The following is a 25,397-nucleotide window of genomic DNA, read 5'->3' as shown; positions in this document are numbered from 1 at the left end:
GATTATGGCGATTTATACCCGAACAGGTGACGCCGGTACCACATCGTTATTTACCGGCCAGCGGGTGAGCAAAACCCACCCTCGCGTCGAAGCCTACGGCACGCTGGATGAGCTGAACGCAGCGCTAAGCCTGTGCGCCTGCGCCGCTGCGGATGAAAGCCATCGCATCTTACTCGAGGCCATCCAGCAGCAAATTTTCTGGTTTAGCGCCGAACTGGCCAGCGACAGCGAGCAGCCGTCGCCCAAACAGCGCTACATCAGCAGCGAAGAGATTTCGGCTCTGGAAGCCGCTATTGATCGGGCGATGGCCCGCGTCGAGCCGCTGCACAGTTTTATTTTACCCGGTCGCTGCGAAGCCGCGAGCCGCCTACATTTTGCCCGTACGCTGGCCCGCCGGGCCGAACGCCGCCTGGTTGAGCTGGCCGCAGAAATCAACGTACGCCAGGTGCTGATGCGCTACATCAATCGCTTATCAGACTGCCTGTATGCCCTGGCTCGCGCTGAAGATAGCGATGCGCACCAGAACGATATCATCCGTGAAATCAGCAAACGCTATCTGGCTGCCAGCCAGCCCCCCCGCCTCAAGGAGACGACGCCTATGGCTCTCTCGTTTCACGACCTCCACCAGTTGACTCGCTCCGCCGTAGAACGCGCCCAGCAGCTACAGGTGCCGGTGGTGGTCAGCATTGTTGACGCACATGGTACGGAAACCGTCACCTGGCGAATGCCGGATGCGCTGCTGGTCAGCAGCGAACTGGCACCAAAAAAAGCCTGGACCGCAGTCGCTATGAAAACGGCAACCCATGAACTGAGCGATGTCGTTCAGCCGGGCGCCGCGCTTTATGGCCTGGAAAGTCATTTACAGGGAAAAGTCGTTACCTTTGGCGGCGGTTACGCTCTGTGGCGTGACGGTCTGTTGATTGGGGGTCTGGGCATCAGCGGCGGCAGCGTTGAGCAGGACATGGATATAGCACTGGCTGCCATTGCGGCCATTAACGTGGGAACTCATCAATGAATACTTCTGAACTCGAAACCCTCATTCGCACCATTCTCAGCGAGCAACTGACCCCGGAACAAACTCCGAGCCAGCCTCAGGGCAAAGGGATCTTCCAGTCCGTGAGCGAAGCCATCGACGCCGCGCACCAGGCGTTCTTACGTTACCAGCAGTGCCCGCTGAAAACGCGCAGCGCCATCATCAGCGCAATGCGTCAGGAGCTGACGCCGCTTCTCGCCTCGCTGGCGGAAGAGAGCGCCAATGAAACGGGAATGGGCAACAAAGAAGATAAATTCCTCAAAAACAAGGCTGCGCTGGACAACACGCCGGGCGTGGAAGACCTCACCACCACCGCGCTGACCGGTGACGGCGGCATGGTGCTCTTTGAATACTCGCCGTTTGGCGTCATCGGTTCGGTCGCCCCAAGCACCAACCCGACGGAAACCATCATCAACAACAGCATCAGCATGTTGGCGGCGGGCAACAGCGTCTACTTTAGCCCGCATCCGGGCGCGAAAAAGGTCTCTCTCAAGCTTATCAGCCTGATTGAAGAGATCGCTTTTCGCTGCTGCGGCATCCGCAACCTGGTGGTTACCGTCGCAGAGCCAACTTTCGAAGCCACCCAGCAGATGATGGCCCACCCGCGAATCGCGGTACTGGCCATTACTGGTGGCCCGGGCATTGTGGCAATGGGCATGAAGAGCGGTAAGAAGGTGATTGGCGCTGGCGCGGGCAACCCGCCTTGTATCGTTGATGAAACGGCCGATCTGGTGAAAGCAGCGGAAGATATCATCAACGGCGCGTCATTCGATTACAACCTGCCCTGCATTGCCGAGAAGAGTCTGATCGTAGTGGAGAGCGTCGCCGACCGACTGGTACAGCAAATGCAAACCTTCGGTGCGCTGCTGCTAAGCCCTGCCGATACCGACAAACTCCGCGCCGCCTGCCTGCCAGAAGGCCAGGCCAATAAAAAACTGGTCGGCAAGAGCCCATCAGCCATGCTGGAAGCCGCCGGGATCGCCGTTCCTGCTAAAGCGCCTCGTCTGCTGATTGGCATCGTCAACGCCGACGATCCGTGGGTGACCAGCGAACAACTGATGCCGATGCTGCCGGTGGTGAAAGTCAGCGATTTCGATAGCGCGCTGACGCTGGCGCTGAAGGTTGAAGAGGGTCTGCATCACACCGCGATCATGCACTCGCAGAACGTGTCGCGCCTGAACCTCGCAGCGCGCACCCTGCAAACCTCAATATTCGTTAAAAACGGCCCATCCTATGCCGGGATCGGCGTCGGCGGCGAAGGGTTTACCACCTTCACTATCGCCACGCCAACCGGTGAAGGGACCACGTCGGCGCGAACCTTTGCTCGCTCGCGGCGCTGTGTGCTGACCAACGGCTTCTCCATCCGCTAACCGAGGTCGCGATGAATACTTTCTCACTACAAACGCGGTTGTACAGCGGTCAGGGCAGTCTGGCGGTGCTTAAGCGCTTTACCAACAAGCACATCTGGATAATCTGCGATGGGTTTCTGGCGCGCTCGCCGCTGCTGGATACCCTACGTAACGCGCTGCCCGCAGATAACCGCATCAGCGTCTTTAGCGAGATAACGCCGGACCCCACCATCCACACCGTGGTGCAGGGCATTGCGCAAATGCAGGCTCTACAACCGCAGGTGGTGATCGGTTTCGGCGGCGGCTCGGCAATGGACGCTGCGAAGGCCATCGTCTGGTTTAGCCAGCAGAGCGGGATCAACATCGAAACCTGCGTGGCGATCCCGACCACCAGCGGCACCGGTTCGGAAGTCACCAGCGCCTGCGTGATCAGCGATCCTGATAAAGGTATCAAGTACCCGCTGTTCAACAATGCGCTGTATCCGGATATGGCGATCCTCGATCCGGAGCTGGTGGTCAGCGTACCGCCGCAGATTACCGCCAACACCGGTATGGACGTGCTGACCCATGCCCTGGAGGCCTGGGTGTCACCGCACGCCAGCGACTTTACCGACGCGCTGGCGGAAAAAGCCGCCAAACTGGTGTTCCAGTATCTGCCCACGGCGGTGGAAAAAGGCGACTGCGTAGCGACGCGCGGGAAAATGCATAACGCCTCAACGCTGGCGGGGATGGCGTTCAGCCAGGCCGGGCTGGGGCTTAATCACGCGATCGCTCACCAGCTCGGCGGACAGTTTCATCTGCCGCACGGGCTGGCCAATGCGCTGCTGCTTACGACGGTGATCCGCTTTAACGCAGGTGACCCGCGCGCCGCCAAACGCTACGCGCGGATGGCGAAGACCTGTGGTTTTTGCCCGGCAGAAGCTAATGATATCGCGGCGATCAATGCGCTGATTCAGCAAATCGAACTGCTTAAGCAACGCTGCGCCCTTCCCTCACTGGCCGTTGCGCTTAAAGAAGGAAAATCCGATTTTTCCGCGCGCATTCCAGCGATGGTGCAGGCAGCGCTGGCTGACGTCACCCTACGCACTAACCCGCGTCCGGCTAATGCCGAAACCATTCGGGAACTGCTGGAGGAACTGCTATGAGTACCGCCGTCAACGCCGTTGAAATGCCCCATAGTGCCGATGAAATTCGCGAGCGCGTTCGCGCAGCGGGCGTTGTGGGTGCGGGCGGCGCAGGTTTTCCCGCTCACGTAAAGCTACAGGCGCAGGTAGAGATTTTTCTGGTGAACGCCGCCGAGTGTGAACCGATGCTCAAAGTTGACCAGCAACTGATGTGGCAGCAGGCCGCGCGTCTTATCCGCGGCGTGCAGTACGCGATGACGGCAACCGGCGCGCGGGAAGGGGTGATAGCCCTGAAAGAAAAATACCGCCGGGCCATCGACGCGCTCACCCCGCAGCTGCCAGCCGGTATCCGCCTGCATATCCTGCCGGATGTTTATCCTGCGGGCGATGAGGTGCTGACTATCTGGATGGCAACCGGTCGCCGGGTCGCCCCGGCTGCGTTACCGGCCAGCGTCGGCGTGGTCGTCAATAACGTGCAAACGGTGCTGAATATTGCCCGGGCGGTCGAGCAGCAGTTTCCGGTCACTCGTCGCACATTGACCGTTAACGGCGCGGTCGCCAGACCGTTGACCGTTACCGTTCCTATCGGCATGTCACTGCGTGAAGTGCTGGCGCTGGCAGGCGGCGCAACGGTCGACGACCCTGGTTTTATTAACGGCGGCCCGATGATGGGTGGCCTGATTACTTCTCTTGATAACCCGGTGACGAAAACTACCGGCGGCCTGCTGGTGCTCCCCAAAAACCATCCGCTTATCCAGCGGAGAATGCAGGACGAGCGCACGGTGCTTTCCGTCGCACGTACCGTCTGCGAACAGTGCCGACTGTGTACCGATCTCTGTCCGCGACACCTGATCGGCCACGAACTCTCTCCGCACCTGCTGGTGCGGGCGGTGAACTTTCATCAGGCGGCTACGCCACAGTTGCTGCTGAGCGCTCTCACCTGTTCAGAATGCAACGTTTGCGAAAGCGTGGCCTGCCCGGTTGGGATCTCGCCGATGCGCATCAACCGCATGTTAAAACGCGAGCTGCGGGCGCAAAACCAGCGCTACGAAGGGCCACTGAATCCGGCCGACGAAATGGCGAAATATCGCCTGGTGCCGGTGAAGCGGCTGATCGCCAAACTAGGACTCAGCCCCTGGTACCAGGAAGCACCGCTGGTTGAAGACGAACCGTCAGTAGAAAAAGTGACTTTACAGCTGCGCCAGCATATCGGTGCCAGCGCGGGGCCGACTGTTACCGTCGGCGAGCGCGTGACGCGTGGGCAATGCGTTGCCGATATCCCGGCAGGCGCATTAGGCGCGCCGATTCACGCCAGCATCGACGGCGTTGTATCGGCCATCAGCGAACAGGCCATCACGGTTGTAAGAGGTTAACCATGTCTCAGGCTATAGGAATTTTAGAACTCACCAGCATCGCCAAAGGCATGGAGCTTGGTGATGCCATGCTGAAAAGCGCCAACGTCGATTTACTGGTCAGCAAGACCATCTGCCCAGGTAAGTTTTTACTGATGCTGGGCGGCGACATCGGCGCGCTCCAGCAGGCCATTGAAACCGGCACGTCGCTGGCTGGCGAGATGCTCGTCGACAGCATGGTGCTGGCGAACATCCATCCCAGTATTCTCCCGGCTATCAGCGGTCTGAACAGCGTCGAAAAACGCCAGGCGGTCGGCATCGTCGAAACCTGGAGCGTAGCGGCCTGCATCAGCGCCGCGGACCGGGCGGTGAAAGCCTCAAACGTCACCCTGGTACGAGTGCATATGGCCTTCGGCATCGGCGGTAAGTGCTACATGGTGGTGGCGGGCGACGTTTCTGACGTCAATAACGCCGTGACGGTTGCCAGCGAAAGCGCGGGCGAAAAAGGGCTGCTGGTTTACCGTTCGGTGATCCCGCGCCCGCATGAAGCCATGTGGCGACAGATGGTGGAGGGATAATGGAAAGACAACCGACAACGGATCGCATGATTCAGGAATACGTGCCGGGAAAACAGGTCACCCTCGCGCACCTGATTGCCAATCCTGGGAAAGATCTCTTTAAGAAACTGGGCCTGCCGGATGCGGTTTCCGCCATTGGCATCCTTACCATCACACCGAGCGAAGCGTCGATTATCGCCTGCGATATCGCCACCAAATCCGGCGCGGTGGAAATTGGTTTTCTCGATCGCTTTACCGGCGCGGTGGTGCTGACCGGCGATGTTTCCGCCGTCGAATATGCCCTCAAGCAGGTGACGCGCACGCTGGGCGAAATGATGCAGTTCACTACCTGTTCGATCACCCGGACGTAAGCCAATGAAGCGTTTGATGTTTATCGGCCCCAGCCAGTGCGGAAAAACCTCGCTGACCCAAAGCCTGCACGGCGAAGCGCTCCATTATAAGAAAACTCAGGCCATTGAATGGTCGCCGATGGCCATCGACACGCCGGGTGAATATCTGGAGAACCGCTGCCTGTATAGCGCCCTGCTGACCAGCGCCTGCGAGGCCGACGTCATCGCGCTGGTGCTGAATGCCGACGCCCAGTGGTCGCCCTTTTCTCCGGGTTTTACCGCCCCGATGAACCGACCGACGATTGGCCTGGTCACCAAGGCTGATCTGGCCGAGCCGCAACGTATTTCGCTGGTTGCGGAGTGGCTTACGCAGGCTGGAGCACAGCAGATTTTTATCACCAGCGCGTTGAATCACTCGGGTCTCGACGCCGTGCTGGATTTTCTGAATTCGAAGGAACCTTTATGTCTTACAAAATAATGGCCATTAACGCCGGCAGCTCATCATTAAAATTCCAGCTGCTGGAAATGCCGCAGGGCGAGACGCTCTGTCAGGGACTGATTGAACGTATCGGCATGGCCAACGCTCAGGTAACAATAAAAACCCCTGCACAAAAATGGCAGGAGTCAGCGCCGATCGCCGATCATCGCGAAGCCGTTACTCTGCTGCTGGAAAAACTCCTTGGCTACCAGATTATTCAAAGCCTGCAGGATATCGACGGAGTCGGCCACCGCGTGGCGCACGGCGGGGAACGTTTTAAAGATTCGACACCGGTCACCGATGAAACCTTAGCGGAAATTGAGCGTCTGGCTGAACTCGCCCCACTGCATAACCCGGTTAATGCGTTGGGAATCAAAGTGTTCCGCCAACTGCTGCCCGATACGCCGTCGGTCGCGGTATTTGATACCGCTTTTCACCAGACGCTGGATGAGCGCGCGTTTATTTATCCGCTGCCCTGGCGCTACTACAGCGAGTTGGGCATTCGTCGCTACGGCTTCCACGGCACCAGCCATAAGTACGTGAGCGCGACGCTGGCGGAGAAGCTGGGCGTACCGCTGAGCGCGCTGCGCGTGGTGTGCTGCCATCTTGGTAACGGTAGCAGCGTTTGCGCCATCAAAGGCGGGCGTTCCGTGAACACTTCGATGGGCTTTACGCCGCAGTCCGGGGTGATGATGGGCACCCGCAGCGGCGATATCGACCCGTCGATTTTACCGTGGCTGGCGCTGCATGAGGGCAAAACGCCGGAGCAGCTCAACCTATTGTTAAACAACGAATCGGGCCTGCTTGGCGTCTCCGGCGTCTCCCATGACTATCGCGATGTCGAACAGGCTGCTGACGGCGGCAATCAACGGGCAACCCTGGCGCTGACGCTCTTTGCCGAGCGCATTCGCGCCACCATCGGCAGCTATATCATGCAGATGGGCGGCCTGGACGCGCTGATCTTTACCGGCGGCATCGGCGAAAACTCGGCCCGCGCCAGAAGCGCCATCTGCCATAACCTGTATTTTCTCGGGCTGTCGGTCGATGAAGAGAAAAACCAGCATAACGCCACCTTTATTCAGGGTGAGAACGCGGTCGTCAAAGTGGCAGTCATTAATACTAATGAAGAGTTGATGATTGCCCGCGACGTTATGCGTCTCGCGCTTCCCGAAGCGCAGACGTTAACCGTTTCAGCCTGAGCTCGCCGCCCGGCAAGTTGCGGTGAGTCATGGAAATAGCGGGATCGGCATGACACTATGCGCCCTGGCAATCTGAGCAAAGGGTAGAAAAACGTGGCTGTTGCGCAATGCCCCGCCTCCTGCGGCGAACTCATCCAGGGCTGGATCCTCGGCAGCGAGAAGCTGGTCTCCTGCCCCGTTGACTGGTACAGCACCGTCGAGGTGGACTACGGTTCACCTCGTGCGGATGAGCGTCCGCTTTCACGGGCAATGGTCGACAGGCTACTGAACTACTGGCGCTATCCGGCTGACCTCAGCAAAGAGATTCGTATCGACATTTGCTCCACCATTCCGGTCGCCAAAGGCATGGCCAGCAGCACTGCGGATATCGCCGCAACGGCGGTAGCTACCGCGCATCATCTCGGTCACCCGCTGGATGAAATCACCCTGGCCCAACTGTGCGTTTCTCTGGAACCGACCGACAGCACCCTGTTTCGCCAACTGACGCTGTTCGATCACAACACCGCCGAAACGCAAATAGCCTGCCATTCTCAGCCTAAACTCGATCTGCTGGTACTTGAAAGCCCCACCACGCTGCTGACCACTGATTATCACCGCCTTCCCCGACTTGAAAAGCTGCACGCTCATTCTGCCGTTCTGCAACAGGCTTGGGAGAAAATCCAGCAGGCCTGTGAGACGGATAATCCGCGACGGATGGGTGAGGCTGCGACGCTCAGCGCCATCGCCAGCCAGCACCTGCTGCCAAAACCGGGGTTTGATGCGCTGTTGACGCTGGTAGAAGAGTGCGATTTATACGGCATTAACGTGGCGCACAGCGGTAGCGTTGTTGGCCTGATGCTCGACCGTGAACGTCACGATATTGAGTATTTGCAGCGGCGGCTGGAAGAGAAGCGGCTTACCGAATCCTGGCCCGAGCAGCATCTGCTGCGCATGGTGCAGGGCGGCGTCGAATTGCGCTAACGCTGCCGCTGCTATGCCCCGGAGGCGGCGCTGCGCGCCTGTCCGGGCTACCGGACCACAGACGGCTATGAACCCGTAGCCCTGCTAAGCGCAGCGCGAGCCGGGAAGAAGCCGCACCGATGCATTAATCCCGGCGCATTCCCCGGAGGCGGCGCTGCGCGCCTTATCCGGGCTACCGACCCGCAGACGAACAATGGCGGCAGACATCTACTCGTTAAATACCCGCATGAAGGCCGTCAGCAGCTGGGTGTTTTCCTGCTGGCTGCGAATAGCGACGCGGAAGTAGCGCCCGTCGAGCCCTGGATAGTTGGCGCAACTGCGGATCAGGATGTGCTGCTGCAGCATGGCGTATTGCAGATCAAGGTCCGGCACGTCGCAACGCAAAAACAAATAGTTGGCCCGCCCAGGATAAATCGTCAGGCCGGGAATGTGGTGCAGTTGATGGTAAAAGCGCCGCCCCTCTTCCTCCAGCCACAGCCAGGTTTTCTGCTGATAGTCGCTATCCTGAAGAATGATTTCACCCGCCAGCGCAGCAAAGGCGTTAATTGACCACGGCATCTGTCGCTCGCGCATTCGCGCCACCGCCTGTTCATCACCATTGACCAAATACCCCAGGCGCAGGCCGGGGATGGCATAAAACTTGGTGAGCGAACGCAACACCCACACGTGCGGGTTATCGCGCAGAAGCGGGATAAACCCCGACTCGTCGGGAATAAAATCGATAAACGCTTCATCAAGAATCAGCGAGATTTCCAGCAACCTACAACGCTCAGCAATTAACGCCAGAAGACGGCTATCGGGTAGCAGGCCGGTAGGGTTGTTCGGCGTACAGAGGAATAAACAGTCCAGATCCGGCGTCAGGGCATCAAGGATAGCGCCAGTCAGCTGCCAACCATCCTCTTCATGCAGAAGAAACTCCCGCACCGCGCAGTCGACCGATTGCAGCGCCCGGCGATACTCGGCAAAACCCGGCGTGACAATCATCGCCTGACGGGGCTTCAGGCCCTGAACGAGGGTAAAGATCGCTTCCGTTTCGCCATTTCCAGCGAGGATCCACGAAGCGGGAACCTGGTGATGTTCCGCCAGCGCGAGGTGCAGTTGCTGATACTCAACATCAGGATAGCGTTCAGCACAGGCCATATTATCGATGATGGCGCGCTTTAAACTTTCCGGCATCCCGAGTGGATTAATATTGGCGCTAAAATCCAGTAATTGTTCCGCAGAGATACCCAATAGCGCGGCGGCCTCGCGGACGTTTCCGCCATGCGCGCTCTTCAATAGAGCCATTTACATTCCTGTTGCGTTACCCTCGCCTTGCCAGCGTCGCGCCGTCAGCGAAGTAGGCTTTAATCCCTGCCAGAATCGACTCTGCAACCTGCTGCTGGAATTTCGCCGTTTTCAATTTACGCTCTTCTTCGACGTTACTGATAAACGCGGTTTCCACCAGAATCGATGGAATATCCGGCGCTTTCAGCACCGCGAAGCCCGCCTGCTCAACGCGATTCTTGTGCAGGTTATTAATATTGCCCATCTTTTCCAACACCGCCTTGCCAAACTTCAGGCTATCGGCGATGGTCAGCGACTGCACCATGTCAAACATGGTGTGATCGACGTAGCGATCGCCGCTTTTGCTTACGCCGCCAATCAGATCCGAAGCGTTCTGGGTCTGGGCCAGAAACTTCGCTGCGGTACTGGTGGCCCCCTTAGTCGACAGCGCAAAGACCGAAGAGCCGCTGGGCTGTCGGCTGGTAAATGCATCGGCGTGAATAGAGACAAACAGGTCGGCACGCTGCTTCTGCGCCTTGGCAACGCGGACCTTCAGCGGGATAAAGACATCCTCGTTGCGGGTCATATAGACCTTCATATTGCCCTCTTTCTCGATCAGCGCGCGCAGCCTTCGGGCAATTTGTAGCACCACGTCTTTTTCGCGAGTGCGATATTTCCCCACCGCGCCAGAGTCTTCACCGCCGTGGCCGGGGTCGAGCATAATCACGATCGGCCGATCGCGCCCGGCTTTACCCGGTTTCGGCCCGCTTTCCGCAGGGGGAACCTGACGCTGAAGATCGCCTTTATTGTAATCCTCAAGCAGCGCCAGCAGCGGATCCTGCACATCGGTGGCGTTGGAGGGGTAGAGATCCATCACCAGACGCTCTTTAAAACCAGCAACCGGGGCCAGCGCAAAAAGCTGAGGTTTCACGTTCTGTTTCAGCTCAAACACCATGCGCACGGTTTGCGGATCGAACTGACCCACGCGAGCGGACTGAATATAAGGATCGTCGCCGCGAATCTGCCCGCCCATTCCTTTTAACACCGAGTTGAGGTTAACGCCTTCCAGATCCACGACCAGTCGTTCAGGATTACTGAGCGCAAACTGCCGATACTTCAGAATATGATTGGACTCCACGGTGACGCGGGTGTAGGTCGACGATGGCCAGACTCGCACGGCAACAACCTGCGCCGCAGCAGCCAACCCAACCGGACTCACACTCATTAACCACATGGCGCCCGCCCCTTGTAAAAAACGGCGGCGGCTTAATTCTGACTTGTATCCCGACATGCCACTCCCAAGCAGTAAGAAATCATTGGTATTTAAAACAAACAGATTGACCAGAAACTTTAACGAAAGGCGTATAACCTGTCATCTATAAAAGGGTAAACAATCTTTGACACCCTGATTTAGCTCACACTGCTTTCTCAACTCAGCAACAAATTGGCGCTTGCGTTTACCGGCAAAACAGAATAAAAATACACTAATTACGAATAATCATGCATTGAGGTTGTGTAATGGTGAAGGAACGTCGCACCGAACTGGTAGAGGGATTCCGCCATTCTGTCCCCTATATTAACGCCCATCGGGGTAAAACGTTTGTCATCATGCTGGGCGGAGAAGCCATCGAGCATGATAATTTTTCTAGTATAGTCAATGACATTGGCCTTCTTCACAGCCTGGGTATTCGCCTGGTAGTGGTCTATGGCGCACGCCCGCAGATTGACGCTAACCTGGCAGAGCATCGTCACGAGCCGGTTTATCACAAACAGACCCGAGTGACTGACGCCAAAACGCTTGAGCTGGTTAAGCAAGCGGCGGGCATGCTGCAGCTGGAAATTACCGCTCGCCTGTCTATGAGCCTGAACAACACGCCGTTGCAGGGTGCCCATATCAACGTGGTCAGCGGCAACTTCCTGATCGCACAGCCGTTAGGGGTAGATGACGGCGTGGATTATTGCCACAGCGGACGCATTCGGCGCATTGATGAAGAAGCCATTCACCGCCAGTTGGATAACGGCGCGATTGTGCTGATGGGGCCAGTTGCGGTGTCGGTCACTGGCGAAAGCTTTAACCTCACTTCCGAAGAGATTGCCACTCAACTGGCGATTAAGCTGAAAGCCGAAAAAATGATCGGCTTCTGCTCGTCGCAAGGGGTCTACGACCAGAATGGCGATATCGTTCCCGAACTGTTCCCCAACGAAGCTCAGGCGCGGGTTGAAGAGCTGGAAGCAGACGAAGATTATAATTCCGGCACGGTGCGGTTCCTGCGCGGGGCGGTCAAAGCCTGCCGTAGCGGCGTGCGTCGCTGTCATCTGATCAGTTATCAGGAAGACGGCACGCTGTTGCAGGAACTGTTCTCACGCGACGGTATCGGTACCCAGATTGTGATGGAGAGCGCCGAACAGATCCGTCGCGCCACCATCAACGATATCGGCGGGATCCTTGAACTGATTAGCCCACTGGAGCAACAGGGCATCCTGGTACGGCGTTCGCGCGAACAACTGGAGATGGAAATCGATAAATTCACCATTATTCAGCGTGACAACACCACGATCGCCTGCGCTGCCCTCTATCCGTTCCCGGAAGAGAAAATCGGTGAAATGGCCTGCGTGGCGGTGCATCCGGATTATCGTAGCTCATCACGCGGTGAAGTGCTGCTTGAGCGCATTGCCGCTCAGGCGAGGCAAATGGGCCTGAGTAAGCTATTTGTGCTGACGACCCGAAGCATTCACTGGTTCCAGGAGCGCGGCTTTACCCCAGTAGACGTCGACCTGCTTCCGGAGAGCAAGAAAGAGATGTACAACTATCAGCGCCGCTCGAAGGTGCTGATGGCGGACTTGAGTTAATTCCCTCTCCCCGGAAACGCATACGTGACCGGGGATGATTCTTTTCTCCGACTATCGACCTACTTTATTATCACTTCCCCTTTAGACCTTTCTTGCCTATATTTTGCTAAAATGGAATTAAAAATATAAATACGGAGAGTGCCATTAATGGACAACTCGGGAAACTGGTTTACCCGCTACACAAGATTGATGATCGCAATCCTCTCTTTGTATCCCTGGCTGATAATATTGCTGACCTTTCTCGATGTAAGACATAAATCTGCAGGCGGATTTTTTAGCGCAGGCGCTGCGCTTGCCCTGACGCTGGCGGGGTTGTCATTTATCAATCTTATTATTTCTATAATTTTTATTGTGCTGGCTAATATATATATCACCGATACCAAAAGAGGATCCGCCGGTTATTTCTTCGCAATAAACTCTATTTCTTTACTATGGATGATTTTTCCCATATTCAGTCTATGACCTTTTTATATACCCTAAATAATTCAAGTTGCTTAAAGGCAGCAAGGGAGTGACAAATTCGTTGGGAACGAATTTGACCAGCCGAAGGCTGGCCTCCGGTGAGAGGCAGGAGCCTCTCATTAATCCCCGGGAGCATAGATAACGATGTGACCGGGGTGAGCGACAAATCTACCGGGAGCAGATTTGAACGTCGCTTGCGACGGCCCGTAAGGGCGAGGCCCATGGATGGGTCAAGTAATCCGCAGCCAACACATAAGCAGCTTGAAGTATGACGGGTATATTCAAACTGAACGCAAAGGAGCTGTATTCATTATGAAGAAATCACCAAACGGGTTTATGAAGAATATAAAATTAATCGTCACCGTTATTTCGCTCTACCCCTGGCTGCTCATTCTGCTGATGATGATGGGGAGCGGAGGCTCGTCAGGAAGCGCTTACGGTGCCGGGCTGTTTATTTTCTTTATCTTTATGATCCTCTCCGTTATTAACCTGGTGATTTCCGCCATTGTCCTCGTGGCGGCCAACGTCTCGACCCCACCGCTTGCGAAGGGTTCGGCGAAGTATTTCTTCGCCATGAACTCCATATCGCTGCTGTGGATAATGCCTTTAGTCGCCCCTTATTAGCGCCCGGCAGACTCAGAGATGTCCCTGCCCCGCAAAGATCTCCGTCAGCCCGCTGCGGCGTTCGGTACGTGCGACAACCGCCTGAGTCAGCACTTGCTCATCGGCATAAATCGACAGCTGCTGTTTGGCGCGAGTAATGGCGGTGTAAACCAGTTCACGTGTCAACAGCGGCACGCTGCGGGAAGGCAGGATCAGCGCCGCGTGATCGAACTCCGACCCTTGCGATTTGTGCACCGTCATCGCCCAGGCGGTATCGTGCTCCGGCAAGCGGCTCGGTTGTACCGACTTGATGCTGCCATCGGGCATCGGGAACCAGACGCGCAGGCCGTCACCTCTTTCCAGCGCAATGCCGATATCGCCATTAAACAGCCCCAGCGCGCTATCGTTGCGGGAGATCATCACCGGACGCCCTTCATACCAGCGTGAATGGCGCGGCAGGGTAATCGCCCGCTTGCGATTTAGCATCTGCTCCAGCTGTTCATTCACGCCGCTAACGCCGTAGGGACCATCGCGCAGCGCGCACAGCAACTGGAACTCACCGAATGCGGCAATCATCTCTTCGGGTTCGGCTCTTTCGCGCAGCAACTGCAGGAAACGACCATAGCCTGCCTGCGCCTGGATGAGCATCGCCTCGTACTCTTCGGTGGTACTCAGCGGATGCAGAGTGATGTCGTCGAATGGTTGGCGCAGCGTCGCGCGTACTGCGCTACGTTCGCCACTGTTCACCGCATAAGCCAGATTTCCAATGCCGGAATGGCGACCAAAACGGTAGCTTTTTTGCAGCAGGCACAGGCTGTCACGCAGCGCCCCCGCCGCTTCGCTCTCGCCCGCAGGCACCGGCTGACCCGTTAATCGCCCCAACTGGGCCGCGCGTTCGGGGGTATATCCCGCATTTACCCAGGCACAAATATCACCGAGTACCGCCCCGGCTTCTACCGAGGCCAGCTGATCGCGGTCGCCAAGGAAAATGACCCGCCCATGTTCAGGCAGAGCGTCAATCAGGCGCGACATCATCGGCAGGTCGATCATTGAGGCTTCATCGACCACCAGCACGTCAAGATGCAGCGGGTTTCCAGCGTGATAGCGCAGCCGCTGACTCCCCGGCTGAGCGCCGAGCAGGCGATGGAGGGTGCTGGCTTCGGCCGGCACCAACGCCTTTTGCTCGTCCGTTAACGGCAGACGGCGCAGCGCAGCGCCAAGGGATTCGGTCAGGCGAGCCGCGGCTTTGCCGGTTGGCGCCGCCAGACGGATGCGACAGCGCGGGCTGGCGTGCGTCTGAATCAGCGCCGCCAACAGTTTGGCGACGGTGGTGGTTTTTCCGGTACCGGGGCCGCCGGAGATCACCGAAATCCGTCGGGTCAGAGCAACCGCTGCGGCCACTTTTTGCCAGTCAATATCATCCCCTGGCGGAAACAACGCATCCAGCGTTGAAGCCAACCGGGCTTCATCAACATCCAGTACCTGATTGGCTTCGTTGAAAAAGCGCGCGACGGTTAATTCATTGCGCCACATACGGTTGAGGTAAAGCCGTTCGCCGCAGAGAATTATGGGCGTCGGCCGCTCGCCGCAGCTTACCGCCTCAGAGCCAAGGAGCAGCTTTGACCAGTCATCCGGGGTATCTATCAGCTCAAGGATGTGCTCGCGCAGGCCCGCCGCTTTTCCTCTCAGCAGCTCATCATCTTCGAGACGAGAGATCGGCAAGCAGACGTGCCCTTCACCCGCATCACGGCTCAGAATCGCGGCGGCCAGTTTCACTGCAGGGTGCGCACCCTGCGCCACCATCAGCGCAAACTGGACATCCAGCGGGCGCAGCAGGCGCTGCTCAGCGGCCTCCAACAACAGTTCGTCCATAGTCATAGCGCTACCTCCTGCATTTCCCCGGCAAACAGCGCGTCAAGGCCTTCAATCAACGGCAGCGCCGGACGCGTAGTAAAGATCCCCTGACCGCCGTCCTGCCCGTCCATACCGCGTAAAAAGAGATAAATCACGCCGCCAAAATGGTGTTCATAGTCGTAGTCCGCAATACGATGGCGTAAATAGCGGTGCAGCGCCAGGCTGTAGAGCTGATACTGCAAATCGTAACGATGCGTGCGCATTGCCTGGATCATGGCGTCCTGGGTATAGGCCTCGCGATCTTGCCCCAGCCAGTTTGATTTGTAATCCAGCAGGTAATAGCGGCCATTATGGCGAAATACCAGGTCGATAAAGCCTTTCAACATGCCACGTACCTGACGGAAATCGAGGGTTGGGGTATCAACGGAGAGCGGATCGTACTGGCGGATTAGTGCGTCCAGACGCAGCGGGTTCAGAGGCTGTTCGATGGGTAGATAAAAGGCCATCTCCACCTGTTTATCGCTTTCGCTAAGCTGATTCAGGGCGATCTCTGCTCCCGGCAGGCGGGTACGCAGCACGCCGTCCAGCCAATCGGTCAGCACCGGCGTCCATTTCTCCTCAAACCCACTCAATTTTAGCTTTTCCGCCATCCAGTTAGCGGGAACCGGCTGGGTAAAATCAATATCTTCAAACAGGCTGTGCAAGAATGTCCCCGGCGATGCGCCGCGCGGGAACTGGTGCGGCGTGAGCTGTGGCTCTTCCGTTACTTCGCCAACGCCTGCGGCATCGACATCCAGGCGCGGCAGAAGATCCTGCGCGGCGCTGTGACCGTGCTGCTGTAAACCGGAGTAGCTGGTGACTCTCCAGTCGTCAACCACCGTGCGCTCAAGCATACGCGCGCAAAGCGGCGGCAGTTCCGTCTGCGGAGCCTGCCAGGGCGTCGGATCCGTAAGCGTAGGACGTTGCAGAGCAATATCATCGCAGCAGAAAGTTTGTAAACGAGCCGTTAGCCCTGCGGCATCCATCGCCTCCCCGCCCTGGATCAGGCGGCCCAGCGCACTGTGGTGAAAATCGCTGGCACCAGGTTTATCGCTACGGCGGGTACTGAGCGGCGCAACGCCAAGGCTACAGTGCCAGACCGCACGGGTCAGCGCCACGTACAGCAGGCGCAAATCTTCAGCCAGGCGTTCGGCCTCCGCTAGCTCCATACTCCCGTCATCCTGCCCGAGGTCGAGGACCGCCGCAAAGGAACTTCTGTCGTGATAAAACGCCTGATCTTGTTTACGAAAACGCGCGATAAACGGCAACCAAACCAGCGGATATTCCAGACCTTTTGATTTGTGAATGGTGACAATCTGCACCAGGTGCTTGTCGCTTTCCAGGCGCATCTGCTGGCTGGAAGCATTGCTATCCGGCTCGGCGATATGCTGCGCCAGCCAGCGTACCAGCGCATGCTCACTTTCAAGCTGGTTGGCAGCTTCCTGAAGTAGCTCGCTGATATGCAGAATATCAGTCAGGCGTCGTTCGCCACCGTTTGTAGCGAGCAGATTTTCGGCGATACGTCGCGCGGTCATCAGCGCGCGTAGCATCGGCATGACCCCACGCTGACGCCAGATTTGCCGGTAGCCGCTAAACTCCTCAACCAGTTCATCCCACGCCCGTTCATCCTGATTGAGGTTTTCGATATCCCGAGCGTTCAGGCCGAACATTGAGGTCGCCAGCGCGCTGCGCAGGGTATTTTCGCGTTCGGGTGCCAGCACCGCCTGCAGCAACCATAGCAGCTCCTGCGCTTCCGGCGTTTCAAACACGCTATCGCGGTTGGAAAGGTAGACGGAAGGTATCGACAACAACTGGAGGGCGTCGCGGATCAGCGAGGCCTCCCGGCGGTTACGCACCAGCACCGTGATATCCGAAGCTTGAACCGGAGAGGATTTTTCGCCACGCCACAGCAGCGCTTTGCCCTGCTGACCCGCGCTGAGCCAGTCGCGAATTTGCCCGGCGCAAATCTGCGCCATAAATGTTTGATAATCCCCCGAGCCAACGGCCTCGCCCGGCATCAGCCAGACGTTCATTGCGGGGATCGCGGCATCATCAACAGTAAAGCGCAGCCCCTGGTTTTTATCCGCCGATTTGACCGGCAGGAACGGGATTTCGCGAAACATAAAGGGGTTATCGCTGAGGCTAAACAGGCGATTGACGCTTTCAACCATTCCCGGCGCGGAGCGCCAGTTAGTATCCAGCGTATAGTGGGCGTTCACATCGCCACGCGCTTTCATGTAGGTAAAAATGTCCGCGCCGCGGAAGGCGTAAATCGCCTGCTTCGGGTCACCAATCAGCAGCAGCGCGGTGTCTGCCTGCTGTCGCCAGATACGGCGAAAAATACGATACTGCTGCGGGTCGGTATCCTGGAATTCATCGATCATCGCTACCGGAAAACGCTGACGAATCGCGCAGGCCAACGCTTCGCCGCTATCACTACGAAGAGCATCATCAAGGCGACTGAGCATATCGTCAAAGCCCAGCTCGCCGCGGCGACGTTTCTCCCGGGCCACTGCTTCACGGATTTCGACCATTGCCCGGGCGATAACCAGATCGGTCAACGTTAACGGTGAAGCCAACAGCTTCTCTACCGCGCTAAACAGCGGATGTACCGGCGGTTCACCGCCCGCTTTGGTGCGTTCAAGCAAGAAAGCCTGAGAGAACTTTTCCAGCGCGTCCGGAAGCTGATAGCCCAGGGTCTCTTCCTGTGCCCAGGCATTCACTTTCTCCAGCCACTTTCCCTGATTTCCGCGGTTGAACTTGCGCCGGTCGAGGCCTGAATTTTCCAGTACAGCCTCAATTTCACCTGCCTGTTCCAGCCACTGCTGCTTAAGCGCATTAATGCGCCCGATAATTTGCTGATGGCGTTCGGCCAGCGTTTCTTCGGCAGGTGGTGGAGATTTTAGCTGCGGCGCTTCGCCCTGCAGCCAGCGGTCGATTGATTTCAGCAGGTCACGGGGGCCTTTCCACGCTTCGTGAATAACCGCGGCGATATCGCGCGGCAGCGGATAGCAGTGGCGACGCCAGAAGTCGGCGCAGGCCTGATAGCGCAGGCGTGATTCATCTTCTATCAGTTGCTGTTCGAACAGCATGCCGGATTCAAAAGCGTTGAGGCTCAGCATCCGCTGACAGAAGCCGTGAATGGTAAATACCGCCGCTTCGTCCATTTGGCGTTCCGCCAGCAGCAGAGTTTGCGCGGCGAGGTTTTTGTCAGGTATTTCCGCCAGCAGTCCGGCGTAGAGAGGGTTATCGGTACTGTCACGAAGGCAGGCGATGCGCAACTCGTGGATGTTGCTACGAATACGCCCGCGCAGCTCTTCGGTCGCCGCTTCGGTAAAGGTCACCACCAGCAGTTCTTCAACGCTGACCTGCCGGGGAAAGGCGGACTCTCCACCCAGCCCCAGCAAGAGCCGCAAATAGAGCGCGGCAATGGTAAAGGTTTTTCCGGTGCCCGCAGAGGCTTCTATCAGGCGCTCGCCCGTCAGGGGCAAGCGCAGGGGGTCAAGAGACTCGGCGGTATCGGTCATTCATTCTCTCGCATCAGGGGTAAGGATTTCTGCAATGCGCTGACGTTTTCCCAGACTTTGCCATCCTGCGGATGCGCGTATTCCGTCTTGCCGTTCTGGCTACCGGAAATCTGAGAAAGTATCGCCATGCCTTGCGGATCCACTACCGTCTGATGGAAGAAGTCAGCAAGTTTTTGCGGCGTCAGCAGTTTAATCTGAGCCACTACTTTATCACGTGAATCAAAACGCATATTACCGCGATCGAAATCTTTGCTCAGCTTTGATGCCTCATCGCCCAAGGTCTGCGGTGCCTGCTGCATCTGGCTGATAACCGCCTGCTGAATCTGCGCAAACTCTTCCGGCTTCATCGCTCGCAATTTAGCTTCCGCCGTCGGGAAAAAGGCCTGGAAACGCTGCCACAGGAATTCAGGTTGCTTGTCGTTACTTTGCAGCAGGAAGCCCATTCCCCACTGGCGACCAACGTTCATTGAGAAGGCAAAAACCGCATAGCCGAGTTGCTCTTCCGTACGCAGTTGGTTGTAAAACCACGGCTGTACGATTTGCCCGAGAAGAGAACTCGCAGCAGAACTGGTGTATTCATCCACGTTCGGCGGCGCGAAGACGGCGGCCAGCGCGGAGTCCGTGCTGTTGCCCGCTTTTTCAAAAATAGCCAGCTGTTTGCTGTTTACCAGTACGTCTTTGTTACGGCACCATTCGTTGCCGTCTGCTCCCAGCTGTTTTTGAATCTGCCGCGCCATGGCAGTTGATTGATCGGCAGTGAGATTACCAATAACCAACAGCTCCGGACGCCCTTTGGCTTTGAGATTATCGCGGTACTCCAGCACCTCTTTAAGCGTAATCGAGGGCAGCAGCGCCCGGCGATCTTCGCGCTGGAAATACGGCACCTGTGAAACCATCTGAACCGGCATGATCGCCTGATCGTAGGCTTTGCCTTTATCCGCCGAGTCCATCATCTGCGCGTACCAGGATTTAGCCTGCTCCAGTTGTTCTTCGGTCGGCGTATAGCTGAAGTAACCATCCAGCAGCGCGTTAAAGAGTTCCGGAAGATGCTGCGTGTAGCCGTTGGCGTTAACCATCAGCCCATTATTAGCTCCGGTGGAGAAGCTGATGCCGCCGACTGCCGCCTGGTTGCTAAGCTGGTCAAGCGCGATACCCGCCAGATAATCATTGAGGGCAAACATCACCTGGCGACGGGCGCTATCCATGCCCTGCGGGTTACGCAGGACCAACGAAATATCCGCCTTCGGTTCACTGGCGAAGTACTGGCTCGGCGCGTAAATCACACGTAGCGTCGGCTCATCAACAATCAGCTGTGGATGCGGATAAGCCTTGTCGCTTTTGATTAAGGTGAAATCATCAGGAATATAGGGGTTCAGCACCGGTAGCTTGAGGTCGATGGCGCTGGATTTCTGCTGCCAGTCGGCAAAGGTCTGCGCGCTGATTTTATCCACCTGATAAGGCGCGTTAACGAAGTAGGCCGTCTTGTTATGCGGTTCTTTCGGACTGATATACCAGATGCGGGCGTTTTGCGGCGTCATCATCGCCAGACGGTCTTTAATCGCCTGCGGGTCGTAACGGTCGGCAATGTTGACGACGTCCAGAGTATGCTCAACCGGCACGCGGATCATGGTGTCAGCCAGCCATTCGACGTAATCCATATTGCGATTAATTGATGGGTAGCGGAAATCGAGCGCCAGCACATGGGCCAGTTCATCGAAATAGCGTTTATCAATTCCCTGACTACGCAGCAGATTGAGGTAGCTGAAAATGGCAGCCGTGACTTCATCACGATGCGCCAGGCCTTTATCCGTCAGGGTTGCGGAAATAGCCAGCACCCCGCTGTTGCCGTTAACCACCGGGTCGGAATCGGCACGGATGCTTTCAACCAGTCCTTGCTTTTGCAGCCAGTCAGAAAGCGTGCCCGGGCTACGGTTGCCGATCATATAGGTCACCAGCTCGTCGGTTTTACTGCGGAACTGGTCGCTATTGTTATCGATGCGGAACTCAACGCGCAGCACTTTACGCGGCATCGCCGGGACATAGTGAATGATGATGCCCTTTTGCGCATCGGTCACCACCGGCACGGTAATTTCCGGCTTGCTAATATTATGGTTCGGCACGCGACCATAGGTAGATGCGGCGATGCTCGCCAGCTCCGGCAGAGATTTGTTGCTGTAGATCACCGCTTTCATCAGGTTGGCTGAATACCAGCTATCGCGGAAGGTATGCAGCGCATCGAGCACCGGCTTGCCGGGCTTGTCGCTCAGCGTTTCGAGGTTACCGCCGGAAAAATGCGAGCCCGGGTGTGCCGGGTTGATGGTTTCAGCGCTAACCTGCGCCATCCGCATCCCATCTCGGGTTCGCGCCATCGTTAGCTCGGCATTAACTGCATTACGCTCTCGGTCGGCATATTTTTTATCCAGCAGCGGCGCGGCAATGGCGTCAGCCAGACGGTCAACAGCGCCGTCCAGCGCATCGTTTTCCACTTCAAGATAGAACGCGGTGCGATACGGCGCGGTACTGGCGTTATGGCTGCCGCCATGCATTTTGAGGAACTCGGCGAGGCTGTCAGGCTGCGGATATTTCTGCGAGCCCATCAGCGTCATATGTTCCAGGAAGTGGGCCAGCCCCTGATGCTCCACGGGATCCTGTAGTGAACCCACAGGGACGACCAGCGCCGACAGCGATTTCACCGCCTGCTGATCGGAAACCAGCAGAACCACCATGCCATTATCCAGGCGAATCGCCTGATATTGACGGGTATCTTTTTCGCTTTTACGAATGGTTTCCTGAATCGGTTGCCATCCGGTGTCTGCTTGACTTAACGGTGCCCAAAGGGCGGCCAGAACTACAATAACCTTGAACCATAAACTGCGGGGCATTCACGGACCTCATCATTAACAAACCTGGCGCTGCACGGTATGCAGCCTTAATAAAACATCAGTCCGTGATTCGTTGCGCATCATAAATGAACAGCCATATATTGCGCAATTTTTATACTATTAAAATTTTATTCGGACTGATGGAAACGAAATACCGGCAGCAAATAGCGCTGCGTTTGCGCGATAATCTCTTCATAGTATTCCGGCTCAAGGGTGCGCCACAGGCGCTGATACCAAACATCGGTACCCTCACCGCTGACCACCATGTTTCCTTCATAGGCTTGAAGAAATTTACTGCGCGCTTTCTGCTGCGTCTCTTCATCCATTAACATGACATCCTTTTCGGCGTCGTAACAGACTTTTAGCCATGCACCTCCGCTTTCTGGCAGCAGCAGTAGCGGTTTAGACATCCCTTGCAGATAACCGTCGACCAGTTCATTCAGGTATCCTTGAGCCTGCTCTTGCGCCAGCGGAGGGAAATGCCACTCCCCGTCTTTGCGCACAAACAGTCGACTTTCGCCGATACCGCCACTTGCACAATAGACAAGATGCTCCAGCCAAAGTTGCATTCCCTGCGCCACGCTCAGCAGCGATGGCCGCCAGCGCAGCAAACCGTCGGATTGTACCTGCTGCAACCACCCAGTAATGTTGACTCCGTTACATTGCAGATCGATTTCCAGACTCTGCCCCGGTTTGCGGCTGGCAATGACCCGCTCCGCCAGGTTTTGCATCTCCTGTCGCTGGGTCTCCCAGGCCAGTTCACCGAAAGCGCCATAGGGTAACTCTCCGGCGGCACGGAAACGGCGATACATCACCGAAGCGTCCTGCTGCTCAATCAGCGTATTCAGCAGTTGCTGGTTCAGCTGATAGCGGCTCAGCCCTTCAAGGGTGAAAGGTTCATCGTCGGGGATTTCGCTCTCCTCCGAGCGGAAATTAACCCGCAGCCGCTGCTGGAAGAAGGCGCGAACCGGATGCTGCCAGAAACGCAGCAACTGTTCGAAAGGGAGGTGGTCAATTTCCGGGGCGGGTAGCGGCTGGATAAACTCACCGTGCGCCTCCCCCTGCTGGCTGGCGGCTGCCAGCCATTCCCGGACATAGCTTTGATCTTCGTTGTCTTGAAAGTTGGCGGCATCAAAAGGCATGCGCGTATGCAGATGAGTGATGTGCTCTTTGACACGACGCTCGCTGGCGTCGCAATCCAACGACTCATCGCCCGCCAGACAGTGGCTTTGACCGATATAGTCCGCCAGCTCCTGGACCAGAACGGAAGGATAGCGCTCGCTATTATCCTGAATAGAGCGACCAATATAGCTGATATACAGCTTCTGCTCGGCCGACATCAGCGCTTCGAGGAACAGATAACGGTCATCATCACGACGGCTACGGTCGCCCCGCTGCGGTTTCTGGCTCATTAAGTCAAAGCCAAGCGGTGCCAGAGTACGCGGATAAACGCCGTCGTTCATTCCCAGCAGGCAGACCACTTTAAAAGGAATCGAGCGCATGGGCATCAGGGTACAGATGTTCACCGGGCCGGCAAGGAAGCGCTGGCTGATGCGCTGCTGATCGAGACGCTGGGAGAGTTCATCGCGAAGCAGCGACAGCGGCACCGCTTCGCCGTACTGAGCCTCAACGCCGCCATCAATCACCGCCTGCCATTGTTGTTCAATGAGCGCCAGAGCCGCCTCTGTTTCGCTATCTGGCAGGAAAAAGTCGTTCAGCAGGTCACGGCATACCGGCAGCCACTCCGCCAGAGGGCGCTCCTGAGCCAGCCCGCGACGCCAGAGATTAAGCTGCATTAGCAAGGATGCCAGGTTACCCACCAGTTCGGCGATAAGCCCGCTCGACTCATCGTATGGCAGAACCGAGCGCCACTCCCCCTCGCTGCTGTCCATCGCATAGCCCAACAGCATCCGCGTCAGGCCAAAGCGCCAGGTGTGCTGACCGGTTGCCGGGAGATCCAGCTCACGAACGTTGTCGTCATCCATCCCCCAGCGCACACCGGATTCGTTAACCCACTGGCGTAGGTAGCGTAGCCCCTCTTCGTCAATATTAAACCGCGCCGCCAGCACCGGAACGTCCAGCAGCGCCAGAACATCTTCGCTGGCAAAGCGGCTATCGGGCAGCGAAAGGAGGGTAATAAATGCCTGTAGCGCAGGGTGAGATTCCCGGGCGCGACGGTCGGAAATCGCCCATGGTAGCCAGCGTTCGCCGCTGGCGCTGCCGAAGACGGCCTGGATATAGGGACTGTAGCTATCGATATCCGCGACCATGACGATAATATCGCGCGGTGTCAATTCGGGATTCTCTTCGAGCATCGCCAGCAGCCTGTCGTGCAGCACCTCGACCTCGCGCTGCGGGCTGTGGCAGACATGAATCATCAGGCTGCGATCGTCCAGCGCTAAGGGGCGCTTGCTGCGGCTGTTGGCGAACTCCTCGGCGCTACGCCCGGCCACCGCGGCATTGCGCAGATCGAGGATGTCAGCCTGAAGATTATGCAGCAGGTTGTCAGGTACGATATCAACAAAAGCATCCAGTTCTTCATAGCGTTCCAGACCCGCCAGTAAGTAGATATAGTCACGCCCCAGCTTGCCCCAGGAGGCCAGCATTGGGTTGCCAACATCCTGCTCCCCGGAATCATTAAATAATCCGGGTGCCTGTTCAGTATCACGGAACAGCGGCAGCTCTCGGGTCGTTTCACGATGATGGCGACGCTGGCGGGACATCAGTCTGGCCAGAAATGCTGGATCTTTGATGTCACCCCAGTAGTAGCGGCAAGGGTTGGTGAAGAGGACGTAAACATCAACATGCTTACCCAGCGCCTGTAGCGCCTGCAGGTACACCGGCGGCAGCGCCGAAATCCCACAAATAAATACCCGCGATGGCAGCCCGGCTGGAGGCTCTTCAGCGGATTCAAGCGCGCTGATAAAGCGTTGATACAAGTTGGCGCGATGCCACAGCGGTTGACCCAGTTCCGCAGTGTACTCTACCAGCGCTTTCCACAACGGCGCTTGCCAATCCTGTGCCTCGCCAAGGCCGTCCACGCGCCCGTCAGCCTCCCAGCGCATTAGCCATTCAGGGCGATAAACCAGATACTGGTCATAGAGATCCGCCACCCTTGTCGCCAGTTGAAACAGTTTGCGCTTGTCACTGTCATCGCTCAGATAGTGGCGCAGCAGCGTGAAGGCTTCATCGTCAAGACGCTGAGGCAGCAAGGTCATCAGCTTCCAGCTCATGCTCTGCTTGCTGAACGCGCTTTCCCCAGGGATATCTTTCAGCACCCGTACGAACATATCCCAGATAAAACTGGCTGGCAGAGGGAATTCAATATTGGCCGCGATCCCGAATCGCTTCGCCAGCGTCATCTGTAGCCATTGCGCCATCCCGGTACTCTGCACCAGCACCATTTCAGGAATGAAAGGGTCATCCAGCCGCTGGCGCTCGACGATAAATTCCATCAACGCTTCAAGCACATCCAGACGGTTTGAGTGGTACACCCTTAACATATTCGCTCC

The 25,397-nt window shown here is 57.0% G+C and carries 19 protein-coding genes; 12 read left to right on the top strand and 7 right to left on the bottom strand.

What is annotated here, in order from left to right; genetic code table 11:
* The first annotated feature begins 4 nt into the window (after positions 1 to 4).
* The 9 genes from pduO (at position 5) to DA718_RS05375 (ending at position 8,402) form a co-directional block, all read left to right on the top strand.
* Positions 5 to 1,015: a two-domain cob(I)yrinic acid a,c-diamide adenosyltransferase PduO gene (gene pduO, locus DA718_RS05415; protein WP_112213939.1), complete on the top strand. Its 1,011-nt coding sequence runs from the start codon at positions 5 to 7 to the stop codon at positions 1,013 to 1,015.
* On the top strand, positions 1,012 to 2,403 hold the full coding sequence (pduP, locus tag DA718_RS05410) for a CoA-acylating propionaldehyde dehydrogenase PduP (RefSeq protein WP_112213940.1): 1,392 nt from the start codon (positions 1,012 to 1,014) through the stop codon (positions 2,401 to 2,403). Before pduO ends, pduP begins: the two co-directional genes overlap by 4 nt.
* 11 nt (positions 2,404 to 2,414) lie before the next feature.
* Positions 2,415 to 3,527 (top strand): 1-propanol dehydrogenase PduQ, encoded by a 1,113-nt coding sequence (gene pduQ / locus DA718_RS05405; protein ID WP_112213941.1) that lies wholly within the window; start codon positions 2,415 to 2,417, stop codon positions 3,525 to 3,527.
* Entirely contained in the window at positions 3,524 to 4,879 is a 1,356-nt protein-coding gene (gene pduS, locus DA718_RS05400) for a cobalamin reductase PduS (RefSeq protein WP_112213942.1), read from the top strand. The genes pduQ and pduS overlap by 4 nt, the downstream gene beginning before the upstream one ends.
* Before the next feature lie 2 nt (positions 4,880 to 4,881).
* Positions 4,882 to 5,436, top strand: a complete 555-nt coding sequence (gene pduT / locus DA718_RS05395; protein WP_110276466.1) for a propanediol utilization microcompartment protein PduT — start codon at positions 4,882 to 4,884, stop codon at positions 5,434 to 5,436.
* Positions 5,436 to 5,786: a propanediol utilization microcompartment protein PduU gene (pduU, locus tag DA718_RS05390; protein WP_000441100.1), complete on the top strand. Its 351-nt coding sequence runs from the start codon at positions 5,436 to 5,438 to the stop codon at positions 5,784 to 5,786. The genes pduT and pduU overlap by 1 nt, the downstream gene beginning before the upstream one ends.
* A gap of 4 nt (positions 5,787 to 5,790) precedes the next feature.
* Positions 5,791 to 6,243 (top strand): propanediol utilization protein PduV, encoded by a 453-nt coding sequence (pduV, locus tag DA718_RS05385; protein ID WP_112213943.1) that lies wholly within the window; start codon positions 5,791 to 5,793, stop codon positions 6,241 to 6,243.
* Positions 6,228 to 7,442 carry an acetate/propionate family kinase gene (locus DA718_RS05380; protein WP_112213944.1) on the top strand — a complete coding sequence of 405 codons (1,215 nt, stop codon included), beginning with the start codon at positions 6,228 to 6,230 and terminating at the stop codon, positions 7,440 to 7,442. Before pduV ends, DA718_RS05380 begins: the two co-directional genes overlap by 16 nt.
* Before the next feature lie 93 nt (positions 7,443 to 7,535).
* Positions 7,536 to 8,402: a GHMP family kinase ATP-binding protein gene (locus tag DA718_RS05375; protein ID WP_112213945.1), complete on the top strand. Its 867-nt coding sequence runs from the start codon at positions 7,536 to 7,538 to the stop codon at positions 8,400 to 8,402.
* Positions 8,403 to 8,486: 84 nt separating this feature from the next.
* Here the strand turns inward: DA718_RS05375 and DA718_RS30840 are convergent, their stop codons facing one another.
* The 3 genes from DA718_RS30840 to amiC are packed head-to-tail and all read right to left on the bottom strand — an operon-like array spanning position 8,487 to position 10,959.
* Positions 8,487 to 8,609 (bottom strand): hypothetical protein, encoded by a 123-nt coding sequence (locus DA718_RS30840; RefSeq protein ID WP_260610960.1) that lies wholly within the window; start codon positions 8,607 to 8,609, stop codon positions 8,487 to 8,489.
* Positions 8,610 to 9,689, bottom strand: coding sequence for a threonine-phosphate decarboxylase CobD (cobD, locus tag DA718_RS05370; protein ID WP_112213946.1), 1,080 nt, complete (start codon positions 9,687 to 9,689; stop codon positions 8,610 to 8,612).
* A gap of 16 nt (positions 9,690 to 9,705) precedes the next feature.
* Entirely contained in the window at positions 9,706 to 10,959 is a 1,254-nt protein-coding gene (gene amiC, locus DA718_RS05365; RefSeq protein WP_112213947.1) for an N-acetylmuramoyl-L-alanine amidase AmiC, read from the bottom strand.
* A 227-nt stretch (positions 10,960 to 11,186) separates the two neighbouring features.
* On the opposite strand from amiC, the gene argA reads away from it, so the two are divergent.
* The 3 genes from argA (at position 11,187) to DA718_RS30355 (ending at position 13,604) form a co-directional block, all read left to right on the top strand.
* Positions 11,187 to 12,518: an amino-acid N-acetyltransferase gene (argA, locus tag DA718_RS05360; protein ID WP_110276460.1), complete on the top strand. Its 1,332-nt coding sequence runs from the start codon at positions 11,187 to 11,189 to the stop codon at positions 12,516 to 12,518.
* 147 nt (positions 12,519 to 12,665) lie between these two features.
* A complete protein-coding gene (locus DA718_RS05355) occupies positions 12,666 to 12,980 on the top strand; it encodes a hypothetical protein (protein ID WP_112213948.1) in 315 nt (104 codons plus the stop codon).
* 312 nt (positions 12,981 to 13,292) lie between these two features.
* Positions 13,293 to 13,604 (top strand): hypothetical protein, encoded by a 312-nt coding sequence (locus DA718_RS30355; protein WP_167492707.1) that lies wholly within the window; start codon positions 13,293 to 13,295, stop codon positions 13,602 to 13,604.
* A gap of 12 nt (positions 13,605 to 13,616) precedes the next feature.
* Here DA718_RS30355 and recD read toward each other — a convergent pair whose 3' ends face one another.
* The 4 genes from recD to recC all read right to left on the bottom strand — a co-directional run bounded on the left by recD (position 13,617) and on the right by recC (position 25,388).
* Complete coding sequence (gene recD / locus DA718_RS05350; protein ID WP_112213949.1) at positions 13,617 to 15,461, bottom strand: exodeoxyribonuclease V subunit alpha; 1,845 nt, start codon at positions 15,459 to 15,461, stop codon at positions 13,617 to 13,619.
* A complete protein-coding gene (recB, locus tag DA718_RS05345; RefSeq protein ID WP_112213950.1) occupies positions 15,458 to 19,003 on the bottom strand; it encodes an exodeoxyribonuclease V subunit beta in 3,546 nt (1,181 codons plus the stop codon). The genes recD and recB overlap by 4 nt, the downstream gene beginning before the upstream one ends.
* Positions 19,000 to 21,885: a pitrilysin gene (gene ptrA, locus DA718_RS05340; protein ID WP_112213951.1), complete on the bottom strand. Its 2,886-nt coding sequence runs from the start codon at positions 21,883 to 21,885 to the stop codon at positions 19,000 to 19,002. Before ptrA ends, recB begins: the two co-directional genes overlap by 4 nt.
* A gap of 128 nt (positions 21,886 to 22,013) precedes the next feature.
* On the bottom strand, positions 22,014 to 25,388 hold the full coding sequence (gene recC, locus DA718_RS05335; RefSeq protein WP_112213952.1) for an exodeoxyribonuclease V subunit gamma: 3,375 nt from the start codon (positions 25,386 to 25,388) through the stop codon (positions 22,014 to 22,016).
* Positions 25,389 to 25,397 lie beyond the last annotated feature (9 nt).

The sequence above is a fragment of the Klebsiella huaxiensis genome (genome assembly GCF_003261575.2).
Taxonomy (GTDB): Bacteria; Pseudomonadota; Gammaproteobacteria; order Enterobacterales; family Enterobacteriaceae; genus Klebsiella; species Klebsiella huaxiensis.
Note: the sequence above shows the minus strand (reverse complement) of the source record. Positions and strands in the feature narration are given on the sequence as shown.